This is a genomic window from Sphaerisporangium melleum, assembly GCF_014646695.1.
GTDB classification, from domain to species: Bacteria; Actinomycetota; Actinomycetes; order Streptosporangiales; family Streptosporangiaceae; genus Sphaerisporangium; species Sphaerisporangium melleum.
Genome location: NZ_BMNT01000004.1, coordinates 38,474 through 57,035 on the forward strand (window position 1 = coordinate 38,474; position 18,562 = coordinate 57,035).

The following is an 18,562-nucleotide window of genomic DNA, read 5'->3' on the forward strand; positions in this document are numbered from 1 at the left end:
GACCGGCGACGGCGCCGAGGACATCGACGCCGACGCGCTGGAGTCGATCGGCATCGATCTGGACGCGATACGCCAGAAGGTCGAGGCCGCCTTCGGGCCCGGCGCGCTGGACCGCGACCCGCGGCGCCCGTCACGGCGCCTGGGCGGGCACATCCCCTTCAGCCCACGGGCCAAGAAGGTGCTCGAACTGTCGCTGCGCGAGGCCATCAACCTGGGCCACAACTACATCGGCGACGGCCACATCCTGCTCGGCCTCCTCCGCGAGGGCGACGGCCTGGCCGCCCGTGTCATGACCGAAGCCGGCATCGACCTCACCACACTCCGCCAGGAGATCCGCGCCGAACTCAACTGACAGAGATGATGCAGGTGAGCGCCTCCCGCCAGGGGCCATCAATGGACCGACCCGCCCCACGGTGACCGTCGCACCGTCTGCGCCGTCCCAGGCGGCCCGCTCGGGAGAGCGGACCGCCGCGGGCGTCCGCTCAGCCGGCGGCGGCCGCCTGCTTTCCGGTGGAGGGGGAGAAATGTCGGATCACAGGCGCGCCGTGTCCGGGACGGGTTCGGCGGCCATTCGCGTGACGACCGAGCGCCACAAGGCGAGTTGCGCCAGGCCGAGGATCACGGCGAAGAGCATCAGTGTCCACATGCCGGCCCGTTGCGCGAGCGTGCCCGCCAGCCAGGGGAACACGGCTCCGCCGATGAGCGACACGCCGTTGGTCACCCCGATGACCGTGGGCACCAGGCGCGCGTCGGTCAGCCTCGGCACCATCGCCATGACGGTGGGGAAGATCGGCCCGAGGAAGAAGCCGAGCAGCACGAAACCGGCGGCGGCCACGAAAGGAACCGGCGCCAGCCAGGTCAGCACGGCGGCGGCGGTGACGCCGGCCAGGCACGCGTAGAGCATGCCGGCGACTCCCAGCCCGGCGCGGGCGGAGGCCGGGCTGATCAGGAACCGGCCCAGCGTGAGGCCCAGCCAGTATCCGCTGATGGTGTACCCGGCCATCAGGCTCGGCTGTGCCTGCTCCTCGACGAGGTAGCTGAACCCCCAGTTGCCCACACCGAGCTCCAGGCCGACGTACACGGCCAGGAGCGCCGACGCCAACAGCACCGCGGGCGATCGCAGGGCACGGACCAGCAGGCCACGCCCGTTCAGCTCCGGACCTGGAGAAGCCGCCGCGCTCTGGACACCGTGGGCGGCGCCCGAGGCGGCGTCCACGGCATGGGTGGCGGGGGGACCGTCCACAGCGCGACGGGTCTGGTCGACGCCGGTGCGGACCTCGTCGCGTGCACTCTCCTCGCGGCGGGCCGGGACGTCGTCCCTGGGGTAGATCACGAGGAAGCCGGCCAGCAGGGGAAGGGCGAGCAGGGCGAGCACCAGCCACACCGCCGTCCACGGCGCCAGGGTGATGATCCACGCGGCCATCAGGGGTCCGAGCAGCGCCCCGACCCCGAAGAAGGCGTGCAGGCGATTCAGCAGCGTGGTGGCCCGGGGCAGCCTGGTGAGGTAGGTGTTGAGCGCGGCCTCCAGGATGCCGATGCCGTACCCCGCGACCACCTGCACCGCCACCAGCGCCAGGAACGGCGGCAGGGTCGCGGTGTACAGCGCGGCCAGCACGCACGCGCCGCAGCCCACCGCCAGGGTCAGCCGGATGCCCAGGCGCTGGATCAGCGCGCCGGCCGTGGTCCCGGCGAGCATGAAGCCGGCGGAGAAGGTGAAGAACGTGATCCCGATCGTGGCGTTGTCCACGCGGTAGTCGGCGATCTGCGACGGCAGCAGCACGCCCCCGACGCCGGCGCTGACACCGACGTACACGAAGGCGACGTACGCCAGCACGACCGACGCTCGGCGCATACCGCTAGACATGGCCACGAATCCCCCCGATGACGGCACTCGGCGCGGACAGCCCCGGACGACCGCGAAGGTCGCGGACGCGGTTGGCGCCATCGGCGGATGAATCGAGGCCACCAAGGGGATGAAGCGGTGCAATATTACCGAATCACCCCGGACAGGCCCAGAGGTCACAGCACTCGGCGAGGCGAGGCGGACGCGGAGCGGGGGCGAGGTGGCCGGGCGAGCGGTGCGGCCGTCCTGGAGCAGGTCCTGGAATGGAACCCGGAAAGGTCCGGCGGAAGTCCAGGGATCGCGGGAAAGGTGCCGCGCTTTTCACGTTCTCTCCGGCGACGCCGTCAAGCCCCGGTACGCGGAGGGCGACGATTCTGGTCGGCCGGGTCGTGCTGTTCACTTCTCGGCGGGCGGTCCCGCCGGATCACTCAGATATCACTCGACATGGTGCGATTGATTCTCGAAAGGAGATTCTCAGTCCCAGGTGGTGCCGGCGGTGCGGGAGTAGCCGTCCCAGGTGGTGCCCGCGGTGCGCGAGTACGAGTCCCAGGTGGTGCCGGCGGAGCGAGCGGAACGGGCGGCGGAGAAGGTGATGGCGGTCATTTCTTCGTCCTTTTCTCGGAGGCTTTTCGTGTTGTCCTTGCACGAACAACTCTCCGGCATTCCGACCCCTCGGAACAGACGATTCGGCGGCAGCAAGCTGCACGCCCATGACACCTTCCTGCCATGACCTCCGGGGCCGTACGGTCGAGGTCGGACGGCACGTGTGCACCGCTTGCGGTGTCAGCGCGCGGATCGCATCTGGGAAGGCGCTGGGGCTCGGCCGCATCGTGTACGTGTCCTCCTCTGAGCAACTGGTCACCTGGCTCGGCGAGCTCGGCGTGCCCGCTCCGCCGGTGCGGCCGCTGCCCATCCGGGAGGTGGTCCCCGGCGCCGTCGTGGACGGCCCGGTCCCGGGCCTGGCCGACGAGGTGCGCGAGCTGCACCGCAGGTTCCACCGCGGCGAATGACACTCATCGTGCGCCGGTGCGCGGGGATTCCGCGCATGGCTCACCGGCATGTGGAAGAACGCGGGGGGTTTCACTGTACGGAAGGAGCGGGTTCAGCCGAACGAACCGGAGGCGGTGTGAATGGCGCTGATCTCAACGGCTCGCTGTTCGGTCTGACGCTCGGCCGGCCGGGTTCTTTCGGTGACCGGCGTGAATCACTTTCTCAGTAGCACTTGGGAGACTGGTCCATCGATTTCTGCGGGATAACCTTCGACCTGCTTTTCTGGTCAGTCCCAGGTGGTGCCGGCGGTGCGGGAGTAGCCGTCCCAGGTGGTGCCCGCGGTGCGCGAGTACGAGTCCCAGGTGGTGCCGGCGGAGCGAGCGGAACGGGCGGCGGCGAAGGTGATGGCGGTCATTTCTTCGTCCTTTTCTCGGAGGCTTTTCGTTTTGTCCTTGCACGAACAACTCTCCGGCATTCCGAGCCCTCGGAACAGACGATTCGGCGGCAGCAAGCTGCACGCCCCTGACACCTTCCTGCCACCCGGTACGCGACGGGGCCCACACAAGCGGCGAGCCCACTGTCACCGCAGGTCAGCGGCGTGCAGCCGGACCGCCCGCCCACACCGCGCCCGGCGCTCCCATGGCACCATCCGGCCGTGACACCCTCGCACCTGAACGCGCGGGGCTTCCTGGCGCCCGGCCTGAGGGTCGGCGCCCAGTCGACATCCGCACCGGAACGCGCGGGCTCCCCGCGCCGGTGGCAAGGCTCCGGCGCAGCGAGTCGGCCCAGTGCCGTCGATGCGTTCGCCGCGGCGGCGTGGCCGGCGCCGGCGGTACACCGGGAGTTCTGACGGCGCCCCTGCGCCACACCCGCCTGCTCGTCCTCTGGGCCAGCCTGAATGCCGGTGCCAGGCCGCGAAGCACGCCCCTCGCGCCCGCGTACCGCTCCGGCGACCGAGGGGAGGACGGCGGGACGCTCCTGATGCGTCGTAGCGAACTCGGCGCCGCTGGGTGCCTCCTGGCGCGTCGTAGCGAACTCGGCACTCAAGCGGAGCGCCAAGCCGGGCGGCATCTCGGCAGCCGGCCCGGCCGCGCCCCCACTACCGCCGACCGCCCATCCCCGCCGGGCGCCTTCTTCCTCTCCGTCCCAGGGGCCCATCACTCGGCGCCGCGTCGGCGGGACGGTGTACGGCGAACGACGGCGCCGCTTTACGGCGGGGACGCGGCGAACCTGTGGTCACCGCGCCGGGCACGAGAAGAGGTGAGGCCGTGGTCGCCTGCCCCGAGCCGGCCATGCGTCACCGTCGAGCATGGGGGGCTTCGGCAGGGAACGATGTGACGGTGGCCCGGTGGCCGCGGGCGGAGCGGGGTTCGCCCGGTTCATTTCGGCGCCGATCGCGATCGGCCGGCCGTGATTCCGTTCTCGCTGTTCCGAGAATTCCGGTTCTTCTGGTGGCGGGTGGCGGCCCGAACTTCGCCTGCGCTTCCCACCATCGTCGCCGGCCGCGATTCTCGTCCGGCGGAGAGCTGCTTTCGCTGCGTTTCCCCGGCGTTCGTTCCGCCGGTCTTTACTGAAGCGTGCGCTGGATCGTCTGCTCTTCGTCGTGTCGCCGGCCGTTGTCCACCCGGCGTGACATTCTCAGTCCCAGGTGGTGCCGGCGGTGCGGGAGTAGCCGTCCCAGGTGGTGCCCGCGGTGCGCGAGTACGAGTCCCAGGTGGTGCCGGCGGAGCGAGCGGAACGGGCGGCGGGGAAGGCGATGGCGGTCATTTTCTCGTCCTTTTATCGGAGGCTTTTCGTTTTGTCCTTGCACGAACAACTCTCCGGCATTCCGAGCTCTCGGAACAGACGATTCGGCGGCAGCAAGCTGCACGCCCGTGGCACCTTCCTGCCATCTGTCTCCGCCATATCTCCTCCCGGCGCCCGCACACGGCGTCCTCGCAGGTCACGGCGCTCCCCGACCGGCCGTACGCAAGAGCCGCCCGAGCTCTTCCGCATGACCGTCGGCGGCATCTGCGGCTACCCGGCAGGTGTTCGCCGAAACTCCCGTCCGAACGGGCCCCCGCGCGCTCGGTGGGCGTGAATCGGAGGGCAGGACGCCCCCCGAGGACGACGGTGTCCGCATCGACCCGGCGGTACCTGCGCCGGGACAGAGCCGGCCGGCCGCGCGGGACGGCCGTCGTGAACGCGGACGCGGCACGGAACATGGCACGTGAGAAGGTCGAAGAGGGGTACGGCACGCTCAGGGAGGCGGGCGACGGGAGCCACTCGGTGAGACGGCGGTCCGGCCGCGGTCGTGGAGGCGCCGGGCGGCGGGCGGTGCGCCCGGCCGCGGGCCGCGGCAGTGGCCGCGGATCGGAGCGGCGGGGGCGCTGTGATTTCGGCGCGCCGCGGGAAAAGGGCGTCTTCGCGTTCGCCGATGCGGTGGTCCACCGATCTCGTCAGGCGGATCCATCGGACGGTCCGCGTCCCCGATCGGCTGGGGTCGTTCTTTCTTCGGCATCCGCGCTCCGCGCCTTGATGCCGGTTGGAAGTTCTATTGCGGCGATTTCTCGGCTCGCAGGTGGTTCAATTTTCCGGTCGGCGTTCCGTGCTGTTTTCTCACTCAGTCCCAGGTGGTGCCGGCGGCGCGGGAGTAACCGTCCCAGGTGGTGCCCGCGGTGCGCGAGAAGGAGTCCCAGGTGGTGCCGGCGGAGCGAGCGGAACGGGCGGCGGGGAAAGCGATGGCGGTCATTTCTTCGTCCTTTTCTCGAGGGCTTCGTGTTTTGTCCTTGCACGAACAACTCTCCGGCATCCGGAGCCCTCGGAACAGACGATTCGGCGGCAGCAAGCTGCACGCCCATGACACTTTCCTGCCATCACGCGCGGGGGCGCTCCCTCACCTGCGGGACGCCCCCGACCGCTTCTCGCGGCGACATGTGGCGAGCGGCGATGACACGCCGGACGGCACCCGCGCGGGCGGAAAAGCGCAGGTGAGAGTGGGGAGGTGGTCAGCCGATGCGCAGGGGGAGGGTGCGCGGGCCGCGGACCTGGCCGGCGGCCCAGGTGACGGCCGACGGGTCGTCGAGGCCGAAGACCGGGAGGCGCTCCAGCCAGACTTCGAGCGCGACCCGCAGCTCCATGCGCGCCAGGTGCGAGCCCACGCAGCGGTGGATGCCGAGACCGAACGCGGCGTGCCGGTTCTCCTCGCGGTCGATGACGACCTTCCCTGCCCGGTCGAACTGCGCCGGGTCGCGGTTGGCCGCCGGGAACGACAGCAGGACCCAGTCGTCGGCCTTCATGTCCACGCCGCGCCAGTTCATGTCGTCCTTCACCAGCCGGGCCATGGTGACCGGCGCGTAGACCCTGAGCAGCTCCTCCACCGCGGTCGGCAGCAACGCGGGCTCGGCGACCAGTCGCTCGCGGTCGGCGGGCGTCTTGGCCAGGTGCCACAGCGAGGCGCCGATCGCGCTCCAGGTGGTGTCGATGCCCGCGATGAGCAGCAGGGACATCGTCCCGGCGACGTGGGACGCCTCCAGCCTGTGGCCGTACAGCTCGGCGTTGATGAGGTAGGTCGTCAGGTCGTCGCGCGGGTTGTCCACGTGGTCGCGGATCTGGACGTACAGGTAGTCGAACAGCTGGTCCAGGCGGGGGATGCGCTCCTCCGGAGGCAGGTTCACGCCTTCGAGGGTGTTCTCCACGAACTCGCGGAACTGCGGCCCGTCCTCGGGCGGGAAGCCGAGCATGTCGGCGATGACGCGGACCGGGATGTGCTGGGCGTAGTCGCGGGCGGCGTCCACGACCGGCCGGCCTTCCAGCTCGTCGATGAGCGAGTGGCAGAACTCGCGGGTCGCCTGCTCCCGCCTGCCGACCGCTGTCTTGGTGAACGCCGGCAGCAGCAGTTTGCGCGCGTCGCGGTGGAAGGGCGGGTCGGAGGAGATCGGCGGCGCCGCGCCGATCGGCGCCAGGTCGCGCGGCGGCCGGAAGTTGCTCATGATGACCGACCGGGAGGAGAAGCGGTCGGTGTCGTAGGCGATGCCGGCGACGTCCTCGTACCGCGTGGGCAGCCACCCTCCGCCGAACCGGTCGGTGTGCGCGATCGGGCAGCGCTGTCGCAGATCGTCCTGGATCGGGTAGGGGTCGGCGGCCCACTCGGGTTCCAGATGCGAGAAGTCGGTGGCCCAGTCGGCGACCGGGCCGGTGACGATCTCGTTGCGGATGCCGAGGGGACGGTCCCCGCGTTCCTCCCGGAAATCCTGGCTGAAGCGGTCGTCGACGGTCATCTACCCCTCCTAGAGGATCTCGATCGCCCGTTCGGGGCAGTTGGACACCGCGAGCCGGGCCGCCCGCTGCTCCTCCGGAGACACCGTGCCGTCGCCGAGGACCCGCCCGTACCCCTCGTCGTCCTCGCCGAACAGGGCGGGGGCGAGGTCGTAGCAGCGGCCGTGTCCCTGGCAGCGCTCAGGGTCGATCTTGACTTTCACCTCGGCACTCCTTCGCAAGATGTGGTGCCGGCGGGCACGAGGGCGGCGACGAACCGGACGAGCAACGCGTCCCACTCCTCGCCGTCGACCGCGTGCACGTCGGGGGTGACCAGCGCGCTGCCCATCGCGAGCAGCAGGCAGAAGTGCGCCAGCGCGCGCGGCGACAGCGCGGGGTCGAGCTCGCCGTCGTCCTGTGCGGCGCGCACCAGACCGGCGAGCCAGTCGGCGCGTTCCCCGATGTAGTCGCGCATCGGACGGGCGACCTCCTCGTCACGGCGGGCGGCGACCAGCGCCTCGCCGATGAGGTGGCCCTTGGCGTCGCGCCGGAGCGGGAGTCTGCGGCCGACGGCGAGCAGCAGCTCGGTGATCGACCTGTCCGGATCGGCGGCCAGCAGGTCGGCCAGCAGCCTCGGCCCGTGCGCGCGCAGCGCCGCCACGATCAGCTCCGCCTTCGAGCCGAAGTGCGCGTACAGCGCGCCGTTGCTCACCCCCGCGGCGGCGGCGATGTCGGACACCCGCGTTCCGTCGTACCCGCGCTGGGAGAACGCCTCGGCGGCGGCCAGCAGCAGCCGCTCCCGCGTCTCGGCGGCGGTGACACCCGCGATGCGCCCCACAGCCGAATTAAATGAGCGTTCATTTGATATGTCAACGCGAGGCGAGCATCGCCGGCGCAGCGCCGGGGACGGGAAGGCGTCGGAGGCCGGCCGCGGCGCGGCCGGGAACGCGCCGCCCGGTACGATCCGCCGGCCGCTACGAGCGGGCCGCTTCCCGGTCGCGTCCGCCGGTCATCCGTACGGCGACCGTGCGCCAGATCGCGAGCTGTACCAGGCCGAGGAGCACGGCGTACGGCATCAGCGTCCACAGCCCGACGCCCTGCGCGATGACCCCCGCCAGCCACGGGAGCACCGCGCCCCCGATGACCGACACACCGTTCAGGACTCCCATGGCCGTGGCGACCAGCCGGGCCTCGGTGAAGTGCGGCACCACCGCCATGGCGGTCGGGAAGATCGGGCCGAGGGAGAAGCCGAGCAGGGCGAGGCCGACGCTGGCGACGGCGGGCACCGGCGCCAGCCAGGTGACCGCGGCGCCGGCCGTGACCCCGACCAGGCAGGCGAAGACCATGCCGGCCTCGGTCATGCCGAGCCTGGCCGCGGCCGGGCTGATCAGGAACCGGCCCAGGGTGAGCCCTAGCCAGTAGCCGCTGATGGTGTATCCCGCCATCAGGCCCGTCTGCGCGTGCTCGGCGACCAGAAACGAGAATCCCCAGTTGCCCACGCTGGCCTCCAGGCCGACGTAGACCGAGAGCAACGCGGAGGCCAGCAGCACCGCGGGCGTCCGCAGCGCCGCGGTCAGCAGACCACGCCGGTTCGGCCGCACGACCTCGCGGCGCTCGCCGACCGGCGGCGCGTCCTGACGCGTCGCGTACCGGCCGTCGCCGGTCGAACCCAGGGAATCCACCGCGATCTCCGAGCTCGCGGAGCTCGCGGAGCTCGCGGAGCTCGCGGAGCTCGCGGAGCTCGCGGAGCCGGCGTCTGGGCCGGGGACCGCCTCGTCATGCGCCGCCGCTGCGCCGTCGCGGGGATACAGCGCCAGGAATCCGGCGAGCAGCGGCAGGTAGAGCATGGCGAGCACCAGCCACACGACCGTCCATGGCGCCATGGTCAGGATCCAGGCGGCCATCAGCGGCCCGATCAGCGCGCCGACGCCGAAGAACGCGTGCAGATGGTTGATCAGAGTCGTGGCCGAGGGCAGCCGGGAGAGGAAGGCGTTGAGCCCCGACTCCACGACGCCGGTGCCGTACCCGGCCACCAGCTGCGCCACCAGGAGCGCGATGAACGGCGGGCGCGTCCCCGTGTAGAGCGCGGCCAGCACGTACGTGCCGCACCCGACGGCGAGGGAGGTGCGAATGCCGAAGCGGTCGATCAGCGCGCCGGAGGTGATGCCCGCGAGCATGAACCCGGCGGAGAAGGTGAAGAAGGTGATGCCGATCGTGGCGTTGTCCACGTGGTAGTCGGTGATCTGCGCGGGCAGCAGCACGCCGCCGACGCCGGCGCTCACTCCGACCATGACGAAGGCGACGTTCGCCAGGGCGACGGAGGCTCGTCGCCGGCCGACTGCTATGGACAACGGACCCCCAGATCTCACAGCGTCGGCGGCTGGCACGGACCCGGACGACCAGAGCGCACGGCGGTCACGGGCTGCGTCATCGGCCGGTGGATCGGGGCGGCCGGGCGCGGTGGAGCGCTGCCATGCTAACAGCCAGGTAAAGCCGCACCGCGACCACTTTTCCGCCGTGGAACACCTTGAACAACGACCGACAGGCCGGCCCGGCTCGGCGGGCAGAGGCCCGGCTCCTGCTCTCTTGTCCGTCACCGGCCGCCCTCTCCGACCGCAACGACGTGCCGCCCATCACCCACTCCCAACCACCTGCTGGGCAGAGCACGGATCAAACCTGCCTCTGCAGGGCTGGACGTAATCGCTTCCGAACTAGACTAACTCGACTTAGACTAACTGCGTGATGGCCGAGAAGCCTGCGGAAGTGTTCGCGCGAGATGTGGAATGGCGAGATCTGAGTGATTTCGTCGAGTCCCCCGCGCCCGGCCTGCGCATCGGCGTGGTGTACGGGCGCCGACGGCAGGGCAAGAGCTTCCTGCTCAGACGGCTGGCCCGCGCGGCCTCTGGCCTCTACACGATGGCCGTCGAGCAGGAGGCGCAGCCGGCACTGCGGAGATTCGCCGACGCCGTCGCACGCGTCGAAGGGCGTTCACCTGGCACATTCACCCCCGGCGGGTGGGAGACGGCTCTGGACGACGCGCTGCGCCGTCACCGTCTCGTCGTCATCGACGAATACCCTTTCCTGCTCAAGAACGCCCCAGAGCTGTCGTCCCTGGTCCAATCCGTCTACGACGAGTGGGACTTCCGCGCGGACGGTTCCTCGGCACGTCTTCTGCTGAGCGGTTCGGCGATCTCGGTGATGTCCGAACTGTTGTCGGGCTCCCATCCGCTTCGCGGGCGCGCCGTGCTGGACATGTGCCTGCAGGCGTTCAACTTCCGCGAGGCCGCGGCGTTCTGGCAGGCGGCGGATCCGGAGATCGCGTTTCACCTGCATGCCATCTTCGGCGGGACGCCGGGGTACCGGGCGCTGATCGACCCTCCGGTGCCCGGACGCGTCGCGGACCTCGGGCCGTGGCTGGCCAGAACGGTGCTCAACCCGTCTCATGCGCTCTTCGAGGAGAACGATTACCTGCTGCGGGAGGACCCGCGCATCACCGATCGTGCCCTGTACCACTCGATCCTCGCGGCGATCGCCTCAGGAGCGGGCACACCAAGCCAGATCGGCCGCCAGATCGGCCGGCCCGACCGTGCCCTGTCCCACCCGCTGTCGGTGCTACGGGCCGCGGGCTTCGTCCGGCCCGTGCAGGACGTCCTGAAGCAGCGTGGCGCCCAACTCGTGCTCATGGATCCGATCGTCCGCTTCTACAACACCATCATGTGGCGGCGTCTGGCCGACCTCGAAGAGCGGCGCGGGGTCGAGGTCTGGGCGGGCTCGTCGGACACCTTTCTCACGCAGGCGCTGGGCCCGCATTTCGAGGACCTGGCCCGGGAATGGACGTCCCGGTTCGCCGCCCGGGAGTGTCTCGGGGAGCCGGTGGGCGCCGTCGGCCGCACCGTGGTGAGCGATCCGGCGGGCAGGGCGCAGCATGAACTGGATGTGGTCGCCCTGGCCGCCGGTGAGCCACTGTTCGCGAAGAACGCCCGCGTGATCCTGCTCGGCGAGGCGAAGTACACGAGCCAACCGAGGACGGTCGCGGACCTGCGCCGCCTGGAGCACGTGCGCGCGTTGCTCACCGGCCGTGGCGTACGGGCCGGCGACGCCGCACTGGCGATATTCGCCCGCACGGGATTCGACGCCGATCTGCGACGCGAGGCGTCCGGCCGCAGGGACGTCCATCTCGTCACGCTCGCCGACCTCTACGGTGCAGGCGCCTTTTAGAACCGGACGGCGGGATACCGACGCCCGCCACCGGTGGCCGCCAGGAAGGACGCACGTCACCGCGTGGACGACCACGGGAAGAGCCGTGCCACTCGCGCGGGGGCGGGGGTGGCACGGCTCTGCAGGGCGGCGGTCAGGGGGTTACTTGGCGGCCTTGAGGTAGTCGCGGTTCATCTGGGCGATCACGTCGAGGGAGATGCCCTTGGGGCAGACGGCGGTGCACTCGCCGGTGTTGGTGCAGCCGCCGAACCCCTCGGCGTCCATCTGCTCGACCATGGACACCACGCGGGAGTCGCGTTCGGGCCCGCCCTGCGGGAGCAGGCCCAGGTGAGTGATCTTGGCGGCGGTGAAGAGCGAGGCGGAGCCGTTGGGGCAGGCGGCCACGCAGGCGCCGCAGCCGATGCAGGTGGCGGCGTCGAACGCGGCGTCGGCGTCGTCCTTCTTCACCGGGACGCTGTGCGCGTCAGGCGCCGAGCCGGCCGGGACGGAGATGAAGCCGCCGGCCTGGATGATCCGGTCGAACGCGCCGCGATCGACGACGAGGTCCTTGACCACCGGGAACGGCGCGGCGCGCCAGGGCTCGATGGTGACGGTGGCGCCGTCCTCGAAGTGGCGCATGTGGAGCTGGCAGGTGGTGGTCGCCTTCTGCTCGCCGTGGGCGACGCCGTTGATCACCATGCCGCACATGCCGCAGATGCCCTCGCGGCAGTCGTGGTCGAAGGCGACCGGGTCGTCGCCCTCGAGGATCAGCCGCTCGTTGAGGACGTCGAGCATCTCCAGGAACGACATGTCCGGCGAGACGTCCGTGACCTGATAAGTCACCATCCGTCCGCTGTCGGCGGGGCCGTTCTGCCGCCAGACCTTCAGGGTGAGGTTCATGAGTTCCGCTTACCGTTCCTCGGTCGCGACCAGTGGGGGCTCAGGGCGCGTGATGGCGCTCACTTGTAGCTCCGCTGGCTCATCTTGACGTACTCGTACTCCAGCCGCTCCTTGTGCAGCACCGGACCCTCGGGGCCGTACTCCCAGGCGGCGACGTAGGCGAAGTTCTCGTCGTCGCGCAGGGCCTCGCCGTCCTCGGTCTGCGACTCGGCGCGGAAGTGGCCGCCGCAGGACTCGGTGCGGTGCAGCGCGTCCAGGCACATCAGCTCGGCCAGGTCGAAGAAGTCGGCGACCCGGCCGGCCCGCTCCAGCGCCTGGTTGAGTCCCTCGCCATCCCCGGGCACCTTGACGTTGTTCCAGAACTCCTCGCGCAGCTCGGGGATGCGCTCCAGGGCCTTACGCAGGCTCTCCTCGGTGCGCTCCATGCCGCAGTAGTCCCACATGAGCTTGCCGAGCTCGCGGTGGTAGGAGTCGGCCGTCCGGGTGCCGTTCACCGAGAGCAGGCGGCCGATCTTGCCGTTGACCTGGCCGATCGCCTCGTCCACGTCGGCCTGGTCCACCTCGCCGAACGGGCCGCCCGCCAGGTAGTCGCCCACGGTGGTCGGCAGGACGAAGTACCCGTCCGCGAGGCCCTGCATCAGCGCCGAGGCACCGAGACGGTTGGCGCCGTGGTCGGAGAAGTTCGCCTCGCCGATCACGAACAGGCCCGGCACGGTGGACTGCAGGTCGTAGTCCACCCACAGCCCGCCCATCGTGTAGTGGACGGCGGGGTAGATGCGCATCGGCCGGGTGTAGGGGTCCTCGCCGGTGATGCGCTCGTACATCTCGAACAGGTTGCCGTACTTCTTCTCCACGGCCTCGCGGCCGAGCCGGGCGATCGCGTCGGCGAAGTCGAGGTAGACGCCGAGACCGCCGGGCCCGACTCCGCGGCCCTCGTCACAGACGTTCTTGGCGGCGCGGGAGGCGATGTCGCGCGGCACCAGGTTGCCGAACGCCGGGTAGATGCGCTCCAGGTAGTAGTCGCGCTCGTCCTCGGGGATGTCCCCGGGAGCCCGGTCGTCGCCCTTGCGCAGCGGCACCCACACCCGGCCGTCGTTGCGCAGCGACTCCGACATCAGGGTCAGCTTGGACTGGTAGTCGCCGCTGACCGGGATGCAGGTCGGGTGGATCTGGGTGTAGCACGGGTTGCCGAAGTAGGCGCCGCGCCGGTGCGCCCGCCAGATCGCCGTGGTGTTGCACCCCTTGGCGTTGGTGGACAGGAAGAACACGTTGCCGTACCCGCCGGTGGCCAGCACGACGGCGTCGGCCAGGTGGGTCTCGATCTCACCGCTGACCAGGTCACGGACGATGACGCCGCGGGCGCGGCCACCGCTGACGACCACGTCGAGCATCTCGTGGCGGGTGTGCATCTCGACGGTGCCGGCCGCGATCTGCCGCTCCAGCGCCTGGTAGGCGCCGAGCAGGAGCTGCTGGCCCGTCTGGCCGCGGGCGTAGAAGGTGCGCGACACCTGGGCGCCGCCGAACGAGCGGGTGTCGAGCAGGCCGCCGTACTCGCGGGCGAACGGCACGCCCTGCGCGACCGCCTGGTCGATGATGTTCACGCTGACCTGGGCGAGCCGGTAGACGTTGGACTCGCGGGCGCGGAAGTCGCCGCCCTTGACGGTGTCGTAGAACAGCCGGTAGATCGAGTCGCCGTCGCCACGGTAGTTCTTGGCGGCGTTGATGCCGCCCTGGGCGGCGATGGAGTGGGCGCGCCGGGGCGAGTCCTGGTAGCAGAACGACTTGACCTGGTAGCCGAGCTCGCCCAGCGTGGCGGCCGCCGAGCCGCCGGCCAGGCCGGTGCCGACGACGATGACGGTGAGCTTGCGCTTGTTGGCCGGGTTGACCAGCTTGGCGGAGAAACGGCGCTTGTCCCAGCGATCCTCGATCGGCCCCTCGGGGGCCTTGGTGTCGCGGATCGGCTCGCCGATCGTGTACTTCACTTCACGGCTCCGATCGTCACGGCGATGGGGACGGCGAGAAAGCCCAGGATGAGCAGGGCGGAGAAGACGGCGGCCCCGGCGTTCAACAGGCGGCGGTTGCGCCCTCCGACCAGGCCCAGCGTCTGGAACGCGCTCCACAGCCCGTGGCGCAGGTGCAGCCCGACCATGACCAGGGCGGCGACGTAGAAGGCGGTCACCCACCAGCGGGACGGCTGGAAGCCGGCGACCACCCGGTCGTACGGGGTGGCGGCGAAGCCCTCGGGGTTGACCACGCCGAAGGTCAGGTCGAGCAGGTGCCAGACCACGAACAGCACGACGATGACGCCGCCGTAGCGCATGGTGTGCACGACATAGCCGTTGGCCTGCGACTTCTTCTTGGTGGCGTACTTGACCGGGCGCGCCTTGGCCGCGCGGCGGGCCAGGGTGACCGCCGCCCACATGTGCAGGATCACCGCCGCGGCCAGCACGATCTCGGTCAGGGTCAGCAAGGTGCGGGCCGGCAGCGCGGGCTCCCCGACGGTGCGCAGCCACTCGGCGTACGCGTTGAAGCTCTCCTTGCCGAGGAACAGCTTCGCGTTACCGATCATGTGACCGATGAGGAAGAGGACGAGCATGGCGCCGGTGACCGCCATGACCGCCTTCCTGCCGTTGGACGAGCGGAAGAGGCCGGCGATCCCCTGACGGCCGTGCGGGCGTCCGGGTGCCTTGGGGGGCGTGGGACGGGGCGTCACCACTGTGGTGGCGGCACCCCGGTCTAGCGTCGAAGTCACGTTTCCTGACGCTAGACATGGGCGGTTCGTGGGTCCAAGTCAGCTGGTGCCTGGTTTCCATAGCCACCCGCTATCGCCCGTGGCCCCACGGCGAGGCACGCCGCGGCGCCCGGAGCGGGTGCGACCAATATCACAGCCTCGGGCGAGGGGGAAGGGGCGAAGGACCGCTCCAGCCGGAACGGCCGGCTCCGGATCATGCCGCGAGGGCGGCGGGCGGGCGATGTCACAGAGACGGCCGGTCGGCCCGCCCCGGGTCGGCCGGCCGCGTGCCCGTACGCTGTGGAACGTGCAGCTACAGCAACTCGCGTCGTTCGTCGCTGTGGCAGAGACATCGCACTTCACCCAGGCGGCGGAGCGGATGCGCCTCGCCCAGCCGTCCCTCAGCAAGCAGATCAAGGCCCTGGAGGCCGAGCTCGGCGCCGCGCTGTTCAGCCGGGCCCGGGGCAACGTGACGCTCACGCCCGCCGGCGAGGCGCTGCTCCCGCTCGCCCGCCGCATGCTCGCCGACGCCGACACCGCCCGCCGCGAGGTGGCCGAACTGGCCGGTCTGCGCCGGGGCCGGGTGCGGCTCGGCGCGACGCCGTCCCTGTGCGCCGGGCTGCTCGCGGACGCCCTGGCGCGCTTCCACGACGCCTATCCGGGCATCGACCTGCTGGTCGAGGAGGGCGGCTCCCGCGACCTGGTGCGCGACCTGGCCCGCGGGCAGCTCGACCTCGCCCTGATCATCCTGCCGCTGCAGAGCAGCGACCCCTCGCTGGTGACCGAGGAGATCCTCAAGGAGAACCTCGTCGTCGCCTCCCCCTCCGGCCTCCAGCGGCACCGCACGGCGCACGGCCCCGAGCCCGCCTCGGACGGCACGGCCCCCTGGACCCGGACGCCCGGCAGGCAGGGCCGCAGAGCCTACGTCCGGATCGAAGAGCTGCGCGGGTGCCCGCTGGTGATGTTCCGCCGGGGGTACGACCTGCGCGAGGCGACGCTGAGCGCCTGCCGCCAGGCGGGGTTCGAGCCGCGGTTCGCCGTCGAGGGCGGCGAGATGGACGCCGTACTCCGCTTCGTGGAGGCCGGGCTCGGGGTGGCCGTGGTGCCGTCCATGGTGCTCGACGGGCGGCCTGGCCTGGCCGGCACCCCGCTCGCCCCGCCCGGGCTTCGCCGGACGATCGCCCTCGCGCACCGCAAGGACGTCCAGCCGACCAGGGCCGCGCAGGCCTTCCGCGCTACGCTGCTCTCCTATCTTTCGCAAGCCTCGGAGGAGGGATCGCTGCCGCAGGGTGTCGTACTCGCAGAGCCACCGGCCGAGTGACGATGTGGGGACCACCACCCCGCCGGTGGGTCCACGGCGTTTCCCCTTCGTTCGGGCCCCTGAGTGAGGGTTTTGTACTTCCATGCGTTGGAGCGACTTTCGCTATATGGTGCAGGGCAACAGGCTAGGTCAACCATCACGTCACAAGAGGAATCAGTGACCGCGCTCTCGCCCGGCACGCCGGCGGCGCCGCAAGATATGCAGACGATCCTCCTGATCGAGGACGACGCGGGTGACGCGTTCCTGGTCGAGGAGCTGCTGGCCGGGTCTGCGACGCCCCCGAAGATCATTTGGGCGCGCAGTCTGGCCGAGAGCCGTGACCGGCTGACCGACGAGGTGCAGTGCGTGGTGGTCGACCTGTCGCTGCCGGACGCCACCGGGCTGGAGGCCCTGCGCCAGGTGATCGCCATGGCGCCCGACACCGCCGTGCTCGTGCTGACCGGCCTGAACGACGCGCACGTCGGCGTCGAGGCCGTCGCCGCCGGCGCGCAGGACTATCTGATCAAGCAGGACGTCGACGAGCGCCTGCTGGGCCGGGCCATCAGCTACGCCATCGAACGCAAGCGTGCCGACCTCGCCCAGCGCAAGCTCGCCGACGCCCAGCGCCTCAGCCACGAGAACGCCCGCCTCGAGCACGGCCTGCTGCCCGTTCCCATGCTGAAGAAGGAGCCGGCCCGCGACGGGCTGCTCCACCAGGCCCGTTACCTGCCCGGCCGCCGGCAGGCCCTGCTCGCCGGCGACTTCTGGGACACCGTCCAGACCCCCGACGGCGCCGTCCACGTGGTCATCGGCGACGTGTGCGGCCACGGCCCGGACGAGGCCGCCCTCGGCGTCGCGCTGCGCATCGCCTGGCGCACGCTCGTGCTGGCCGGGCACACCGGCAACGAGCTGCTGACCACGCTGGAGGCCGTGCTGCGCAACGAGCGCAAGTCTCCCGAGATCTTCACCACCATGTGCACGGTGACGGTGGAGCCGGGCCTGCGGCACGCCAGCCTGCACGTGGTCGGGCACCCGGCGCCGCTGTGGGTGCGCGGCGGCGTGGACGGCGGCGTGCTGGACGTCGTGCCGGACACCCCGTCCGGGCCGCCGCTCGGCATCTTCACCGACATCGAGTGGTCGACGATCGACCTCGACCTCGGCGACGACTGGTCGATGCTGCTCTACACCGACGGCCTGATCGAGGCCACGGTGGGCGGCGGCCCCGACCTGCTGGGCACCGAAGGGCTGATGCGCCTGATCAACGAGCAGGGCGAGATCGACCTCGACCGCATCATCACCTCGGTCCGCGAGATGCACCGGGACGCCCTGAGCGACGACCTGGCGGCGGTGCTGGTGGGCCGCCGGCCGCCCCGATGACCCACCTCACGCCCCTCCCCCCGCCCGCCCCGCCGAGCGGGGTGGGCCGCCTGCCCCTCGGCCGGTGGTTCGCGATCGCCGGGCTGCTCGTCGCCCTCGCGCTCACCCTCGGCACCGTGGTGACCGTCATGACCGTCGAACGCCTGCGGGTGGCGCGCGTCTCGGTCGTCGACGTGATCGACCCGGCCGTCCTGCACACCTTGGAGATCTCCACGGCGCTGTCCGCCCAGGAGAGCTCGATCCGCACCTACGGGCGTACCAACGAGGAGCAGTACCTCCGCGACTTCCAGACCGGGGTGCAGGCCGAGGCCGCGGCGACCGCCCGGCTCGCCGCTCTGGTGACCCGTATGGGCGATCCGGTGGTGCGCGACGGCTTCGACCGGCTGACCGCGGCGTCGGCGGCCTGGCGGCGCGACTACGCCGAGGTCGTGGTGGCCAAGGTGCCGTCGCTGAAGACCGCCACCGCCTCGACCTACGCCCCGGTCAACGCCCAGCGCTTCTCGGCCGTGCGCGCCGTCCTGTCCGACCAGCAGCACCGCCTGGCGTACCTGCACGACCGCGGCAGCGAGCGCATCGAGGCGGGCTGGCGCCTGTTCTACCTGATGCTGGCGCTGACCCTGCTCGTCTTCGCCGGCGCGGCGGTGACCTTCACGCTCATCGTCCGCTACGTCGTGCTGCGCCCGATCTCCCAGCTCACCCAGCAGGTGCGGGCCGTGGCCCAGGGCGACTTCGAGCACACTCTGCGGGTGCACCGGCCGGCCGAGCTGGCGGAGCTGTCCGGCCGGGTGGACGCCATGCGCGGCCGGATGCTGCGCGAGTGGCGCCGCTCCGCCGAGGCGCAGCGGCAGTTGTCGGACCAGGCGGCCGAGTTGCGCCGTTCCAACGCCGAGCTGGAGCAGTTCGCCTACGTCGCCAGCCACGACCTGCAGGAGCCGCTGCGCAAGGTGGCGAGCTTCACCCAGATGCTGGAGCAGCGCTACGGTGACCA

At 70.9% G+C, this 18,562-nt stretch carries 16 protein-coding genes and 2 pseudogenes; 6 read left to right on the plus strand and 12 right to left on the minus strand.

What is annotated here, in order from left to right; all coding sequences use genetic code 11:
• Nucleotides 1-16 precede the first annotated feature (16 nt).
• A pseudogene (locus IEY93_RS39670) lies at nt 17-334 on the plus strand (Clp protease N-terminal domain-containing protein); the annotation flags it as partial.
• A 198-nt stretch (nt 335-532) separates the two neighbouring features.
• Here IEY93_RS39670 and IEY93_RS04395 read toward each other — a convergent pair.
• Together IEY93_RS04395 and IEY93_RS39270 are read right to left on the minus strand one after the other, a co-directional pair.
• Nucleotides 533-1,864, minus strand: a complete 1,332-nt coding sequence (locus tag IEY93_RS04395) for an MFS transporter (protein WP_189161656.1) — start codon at nt 1,862-1,864, stop codon at nt 533-535.
• Nucleotides 1,865-2,317: 453 nt separating this feature from the next.
• The gene (locus IEY93_RS39270) at nt 2,318-2,446 is read right to left on the minus strand and encodes a hypothetical protein (RefSeq protein ID WP_268241525.1); all 129 of its coding nucleotides are present in this window, start codon (nt 2,444-2,446) and stop codon (nt 2,318-2,320) included.
• A gap of 209 nt (nt 2,447-2,655) precedes the next feature.
• Here IEY93_RS39270 and IEY93_RS04400 point away from each other — a divergent pair.
• Nucleotides 2,656-2,853 (plus strand): annotated as a pseudogene (locus IEY93_RS04400) (nucleoside deaminase); the annotation flags it as partial.
• 266 nt (nt 2,854-3,119) lie between these two features.
• Here the strand turns inward: IEY93_RS04400 and IEY93_RS39275 are convergent.
• From IEY93_RS39275 to IEY93_RS04420, 7 genes are all read right to left on the minus strand, one after another.
• Nucleotides 3,120-3,248, minus strand: a complete 129-nt coding sequence (locus IEY93_RS39275; protein WP_268241526.1) for a hypothetical protein — start codon at nt 3,246-3,248, stop codon at nt 3,120-3,122.
• 1,223 nt (nt 3,249-4,471) lie between these two features.
• Nucleotides 4,472-4,600, minus strand: coding sequence for a hypothetical protein (locus IEY93_RS39280; protein ID WP_268241527.1), 129 nt, complete (start codon nt 4,598-4,600; stop codon nt 4,472-4,474).
• 835 nt (nt 4,601-5,435) lie between these two features.
• The gene (locus IEY93_RS39285) at nt 5,436-5,564 is read right to left on the minus strand and encodes a hypothetical protein (protein WP_268241528.1); all 129 of its coding nucleotides are present in this window, start codon (nt 5,562-5,564) and stop codon (nt 5,436-5,438) included.
• A 256-nt stretch (nt 5,565-5,820) separates the two neighbouring features.
• A complete protein-coding gene (locus IEY93_RS04405) occupies nt 5,821-7,092 on the minus strand; it encodes a cytochrome P450 (RefSeq protein WP_189161657.1) in 1,272 nt (423 codons plus the stop codon).
• Nucleotides 7,093-7,101: 9 nt separating this feature from the next.
• Nucleotides 7,102-7,293: a ferredoxin gene (locus tag IEY93_RS04410; RefSeq protein ID WP_189161658.1), complete on the minus strand. Its 192-nt coding sequence runs from the start codon at nt 7,291-7,293 to the stop codon at nt 7,102-7,104.
• Complete coding sequence (locus tag IEY93_RS04415; protein WP_189161659.1) at nt 7,290-7,907, minus strand: TetR family transcriptional regulator; 618 nt, start codon at nt 7,905-7,907, stop codon at nt 7,290-7,292. Before IEY93_RS04415 ends, IEY93_RS04410 begins: the two co-directional genes overlap by 4 nt.
• 136 nt (nt 7,908-8,043) lie before the next feature.
• Nucleotides 8,044-9,420 (minus strand): MFS transporter, encoded by a 1,377-nt coding sequence (locus tag IEY93_RS04420; RefSeq protein ID WP_189161660.1) that lies wholly within the window; start codon nt 9,418-9,420, stop codon nt 8,044-8,046.
• Nucleotides 9,421-9,808: 388 nt separating this feature from the next.
• On the opposite strand from IEY93_RS04420, the gene IEY93_RS04425 reads away from it, so the two are divergent.
• Nucleotides 9,809-11,287, plus strand: a complete 1,479-nt coding sequence (locus IEY93_RS04425) for an ATP-binding protein (protein WP_189161661.1) — start codon at nt 9,809-9,811, stop codon at nt 11,285-11,287.
• 141 nt (nt 11,288-11,428) lie between these two features.
• On the opposite strand, the gene IEY93_RS04430 is transcribed toward IEY93_RS04425, so the two are convergent.
• Genes IEY93_RS04430 through IEY93_RS04440 form a run of 3 tightly spaced genes read right to left on the minus strand, consistent with a single transcriptional unit; the run spans nt 11,429 to nt 14,918 of the window.
• Nucleotides 11,429-12,166, minus strand: coding sequence for a succinate dehydrogenase/fumarate reductase iron-sulfur subunit (locus tag IEY93_RS04430; RefSeq protein WP_189161662.1), 738 nt, complete (start codon nt 12,164-12,166; stop codon nt 11,429-11,431).
• Nucleotides 12,167-12,225: 59 nt separating this feature from the next.
• Nucleotides 12,226-14,148 (minus strand): fumarate reductase/succinate dehydrogenase flavoprotein subunit, encoded by a 1,923-nt coding sequence (locus IEY93_RS04435; protein ID WP_189161663.1) that lies wholly within the window; start codon nt 14,146-14,148, stop codon nt 12,226-12,228.
• Nucleotides 14,145-14,918 (minus strand): succinate dehydrogenase cytochrome b subunit, encoded by a 774-nt coding sequence (locus IEY93_RS04440; RefSeq protein ID WP_189161664.1) that lies wholly within the window; start codon nt 14,916-14,918, stop codon nt 14,145-14,147. The genes IEY93_RS04435 and IEY93_RS04440 overlap by 4 nt, the downstream gene beginning before the upstream one ends.
• Before the next feature lie 286 nt (nt 14,919-15,204).
• On the opposite strand from IEY93_RS04440, the gene IEY93_RS04445 reads away from it, so the two are divergent.
• The 3 genes from IEY93_RS04445 to IEY93_RS04455 all read left to right on the plus strand — a co-directional run.
• Nucleotides 15,205-16,218 (plus strand): LysR family transcriptional regulator, encoded by a 1,014-nt coding sequence (locus IEY93_RS04445; RefSeq protein WP_189161665.1) that lies wholly within the window; start codon nt 15,205-15,207, stop codon nt 16,216-16,218.
• Nucleotides 16,219-16,374: 156 nt separating this feature from the next.
• Complete coding sequence (locus IEY93_RS04450) at nt 16,375-17,574, plus strand: PP2C family protein-serine/threonine phosphatase (RefSeq protein ID WP_229690849.1); 1,200 nt, start codon at nt 16,375-16,377, stop codon at nt 17,572-17,574.
• Nucleotides 17,571-18,562: HAMP domain-containing protein (locus IEY93_RS04455; RefSeq protein ID WP_189161666.1), on the plus strand; the 992-nt coding region annotated here is incomplete at its 3' end. The genes IEY93_RS04450 and IEY93_RS04455, both read left to right, overlap by 4 nt.

Coding starts and splice junctions, on each gene's coding strand:
- IEY93_RS04395 (WP_189161656.1), bottom strand. CDS start 1,864: ATGTCTAGCGGTATGCGCCGAGCGTCGGTCGTGCTGGCGTACGTCGCC.
- IEY93_RS39270 (WP_268241525.1), bottom strand. CDS start 2,446: ATGACCGCCATCACCTTCTCCGCCGCCCGTTCCGCTCGCTCCGCCGGC.
- IEY93_RS39275 (WP_268241526.1), bottom strand. CDS start 3,248: ATGACCGCCATCACCTTCGCCGCCGCCCGTTCCGCTCGCTCCGCCGGC.
- IEY93_RS39280 (WP_268241527.1), bottom strand. CDS start 4,600: ATGACCGCCATCGCCTTCCCCGCCGCCCGTTCCGCTCGCTCCGCCGGC.
- IEY93_RS39285 (WP_268241528.1), bottom strand. CDS start 5,564: ATGACCGCCATCGCTTTCCCCGCCGCCCGTTCCGCTCGCTCCGCCGGC.
- IEY93_RS04405 (WP_189161657.1), bottom strand. CDS start 7,092: ATGACCGTCGACGACCGCTTCAGCCAGGATTTCCGGGAGGAACGCGGG.
- IEY93_RS04430 (WP_189161662.1), bottom strand. CDS start 12,166: ATGAACCTCACCCTGAAGGTCTGGCGGCAGAACGGCCCCGCCGACAGC.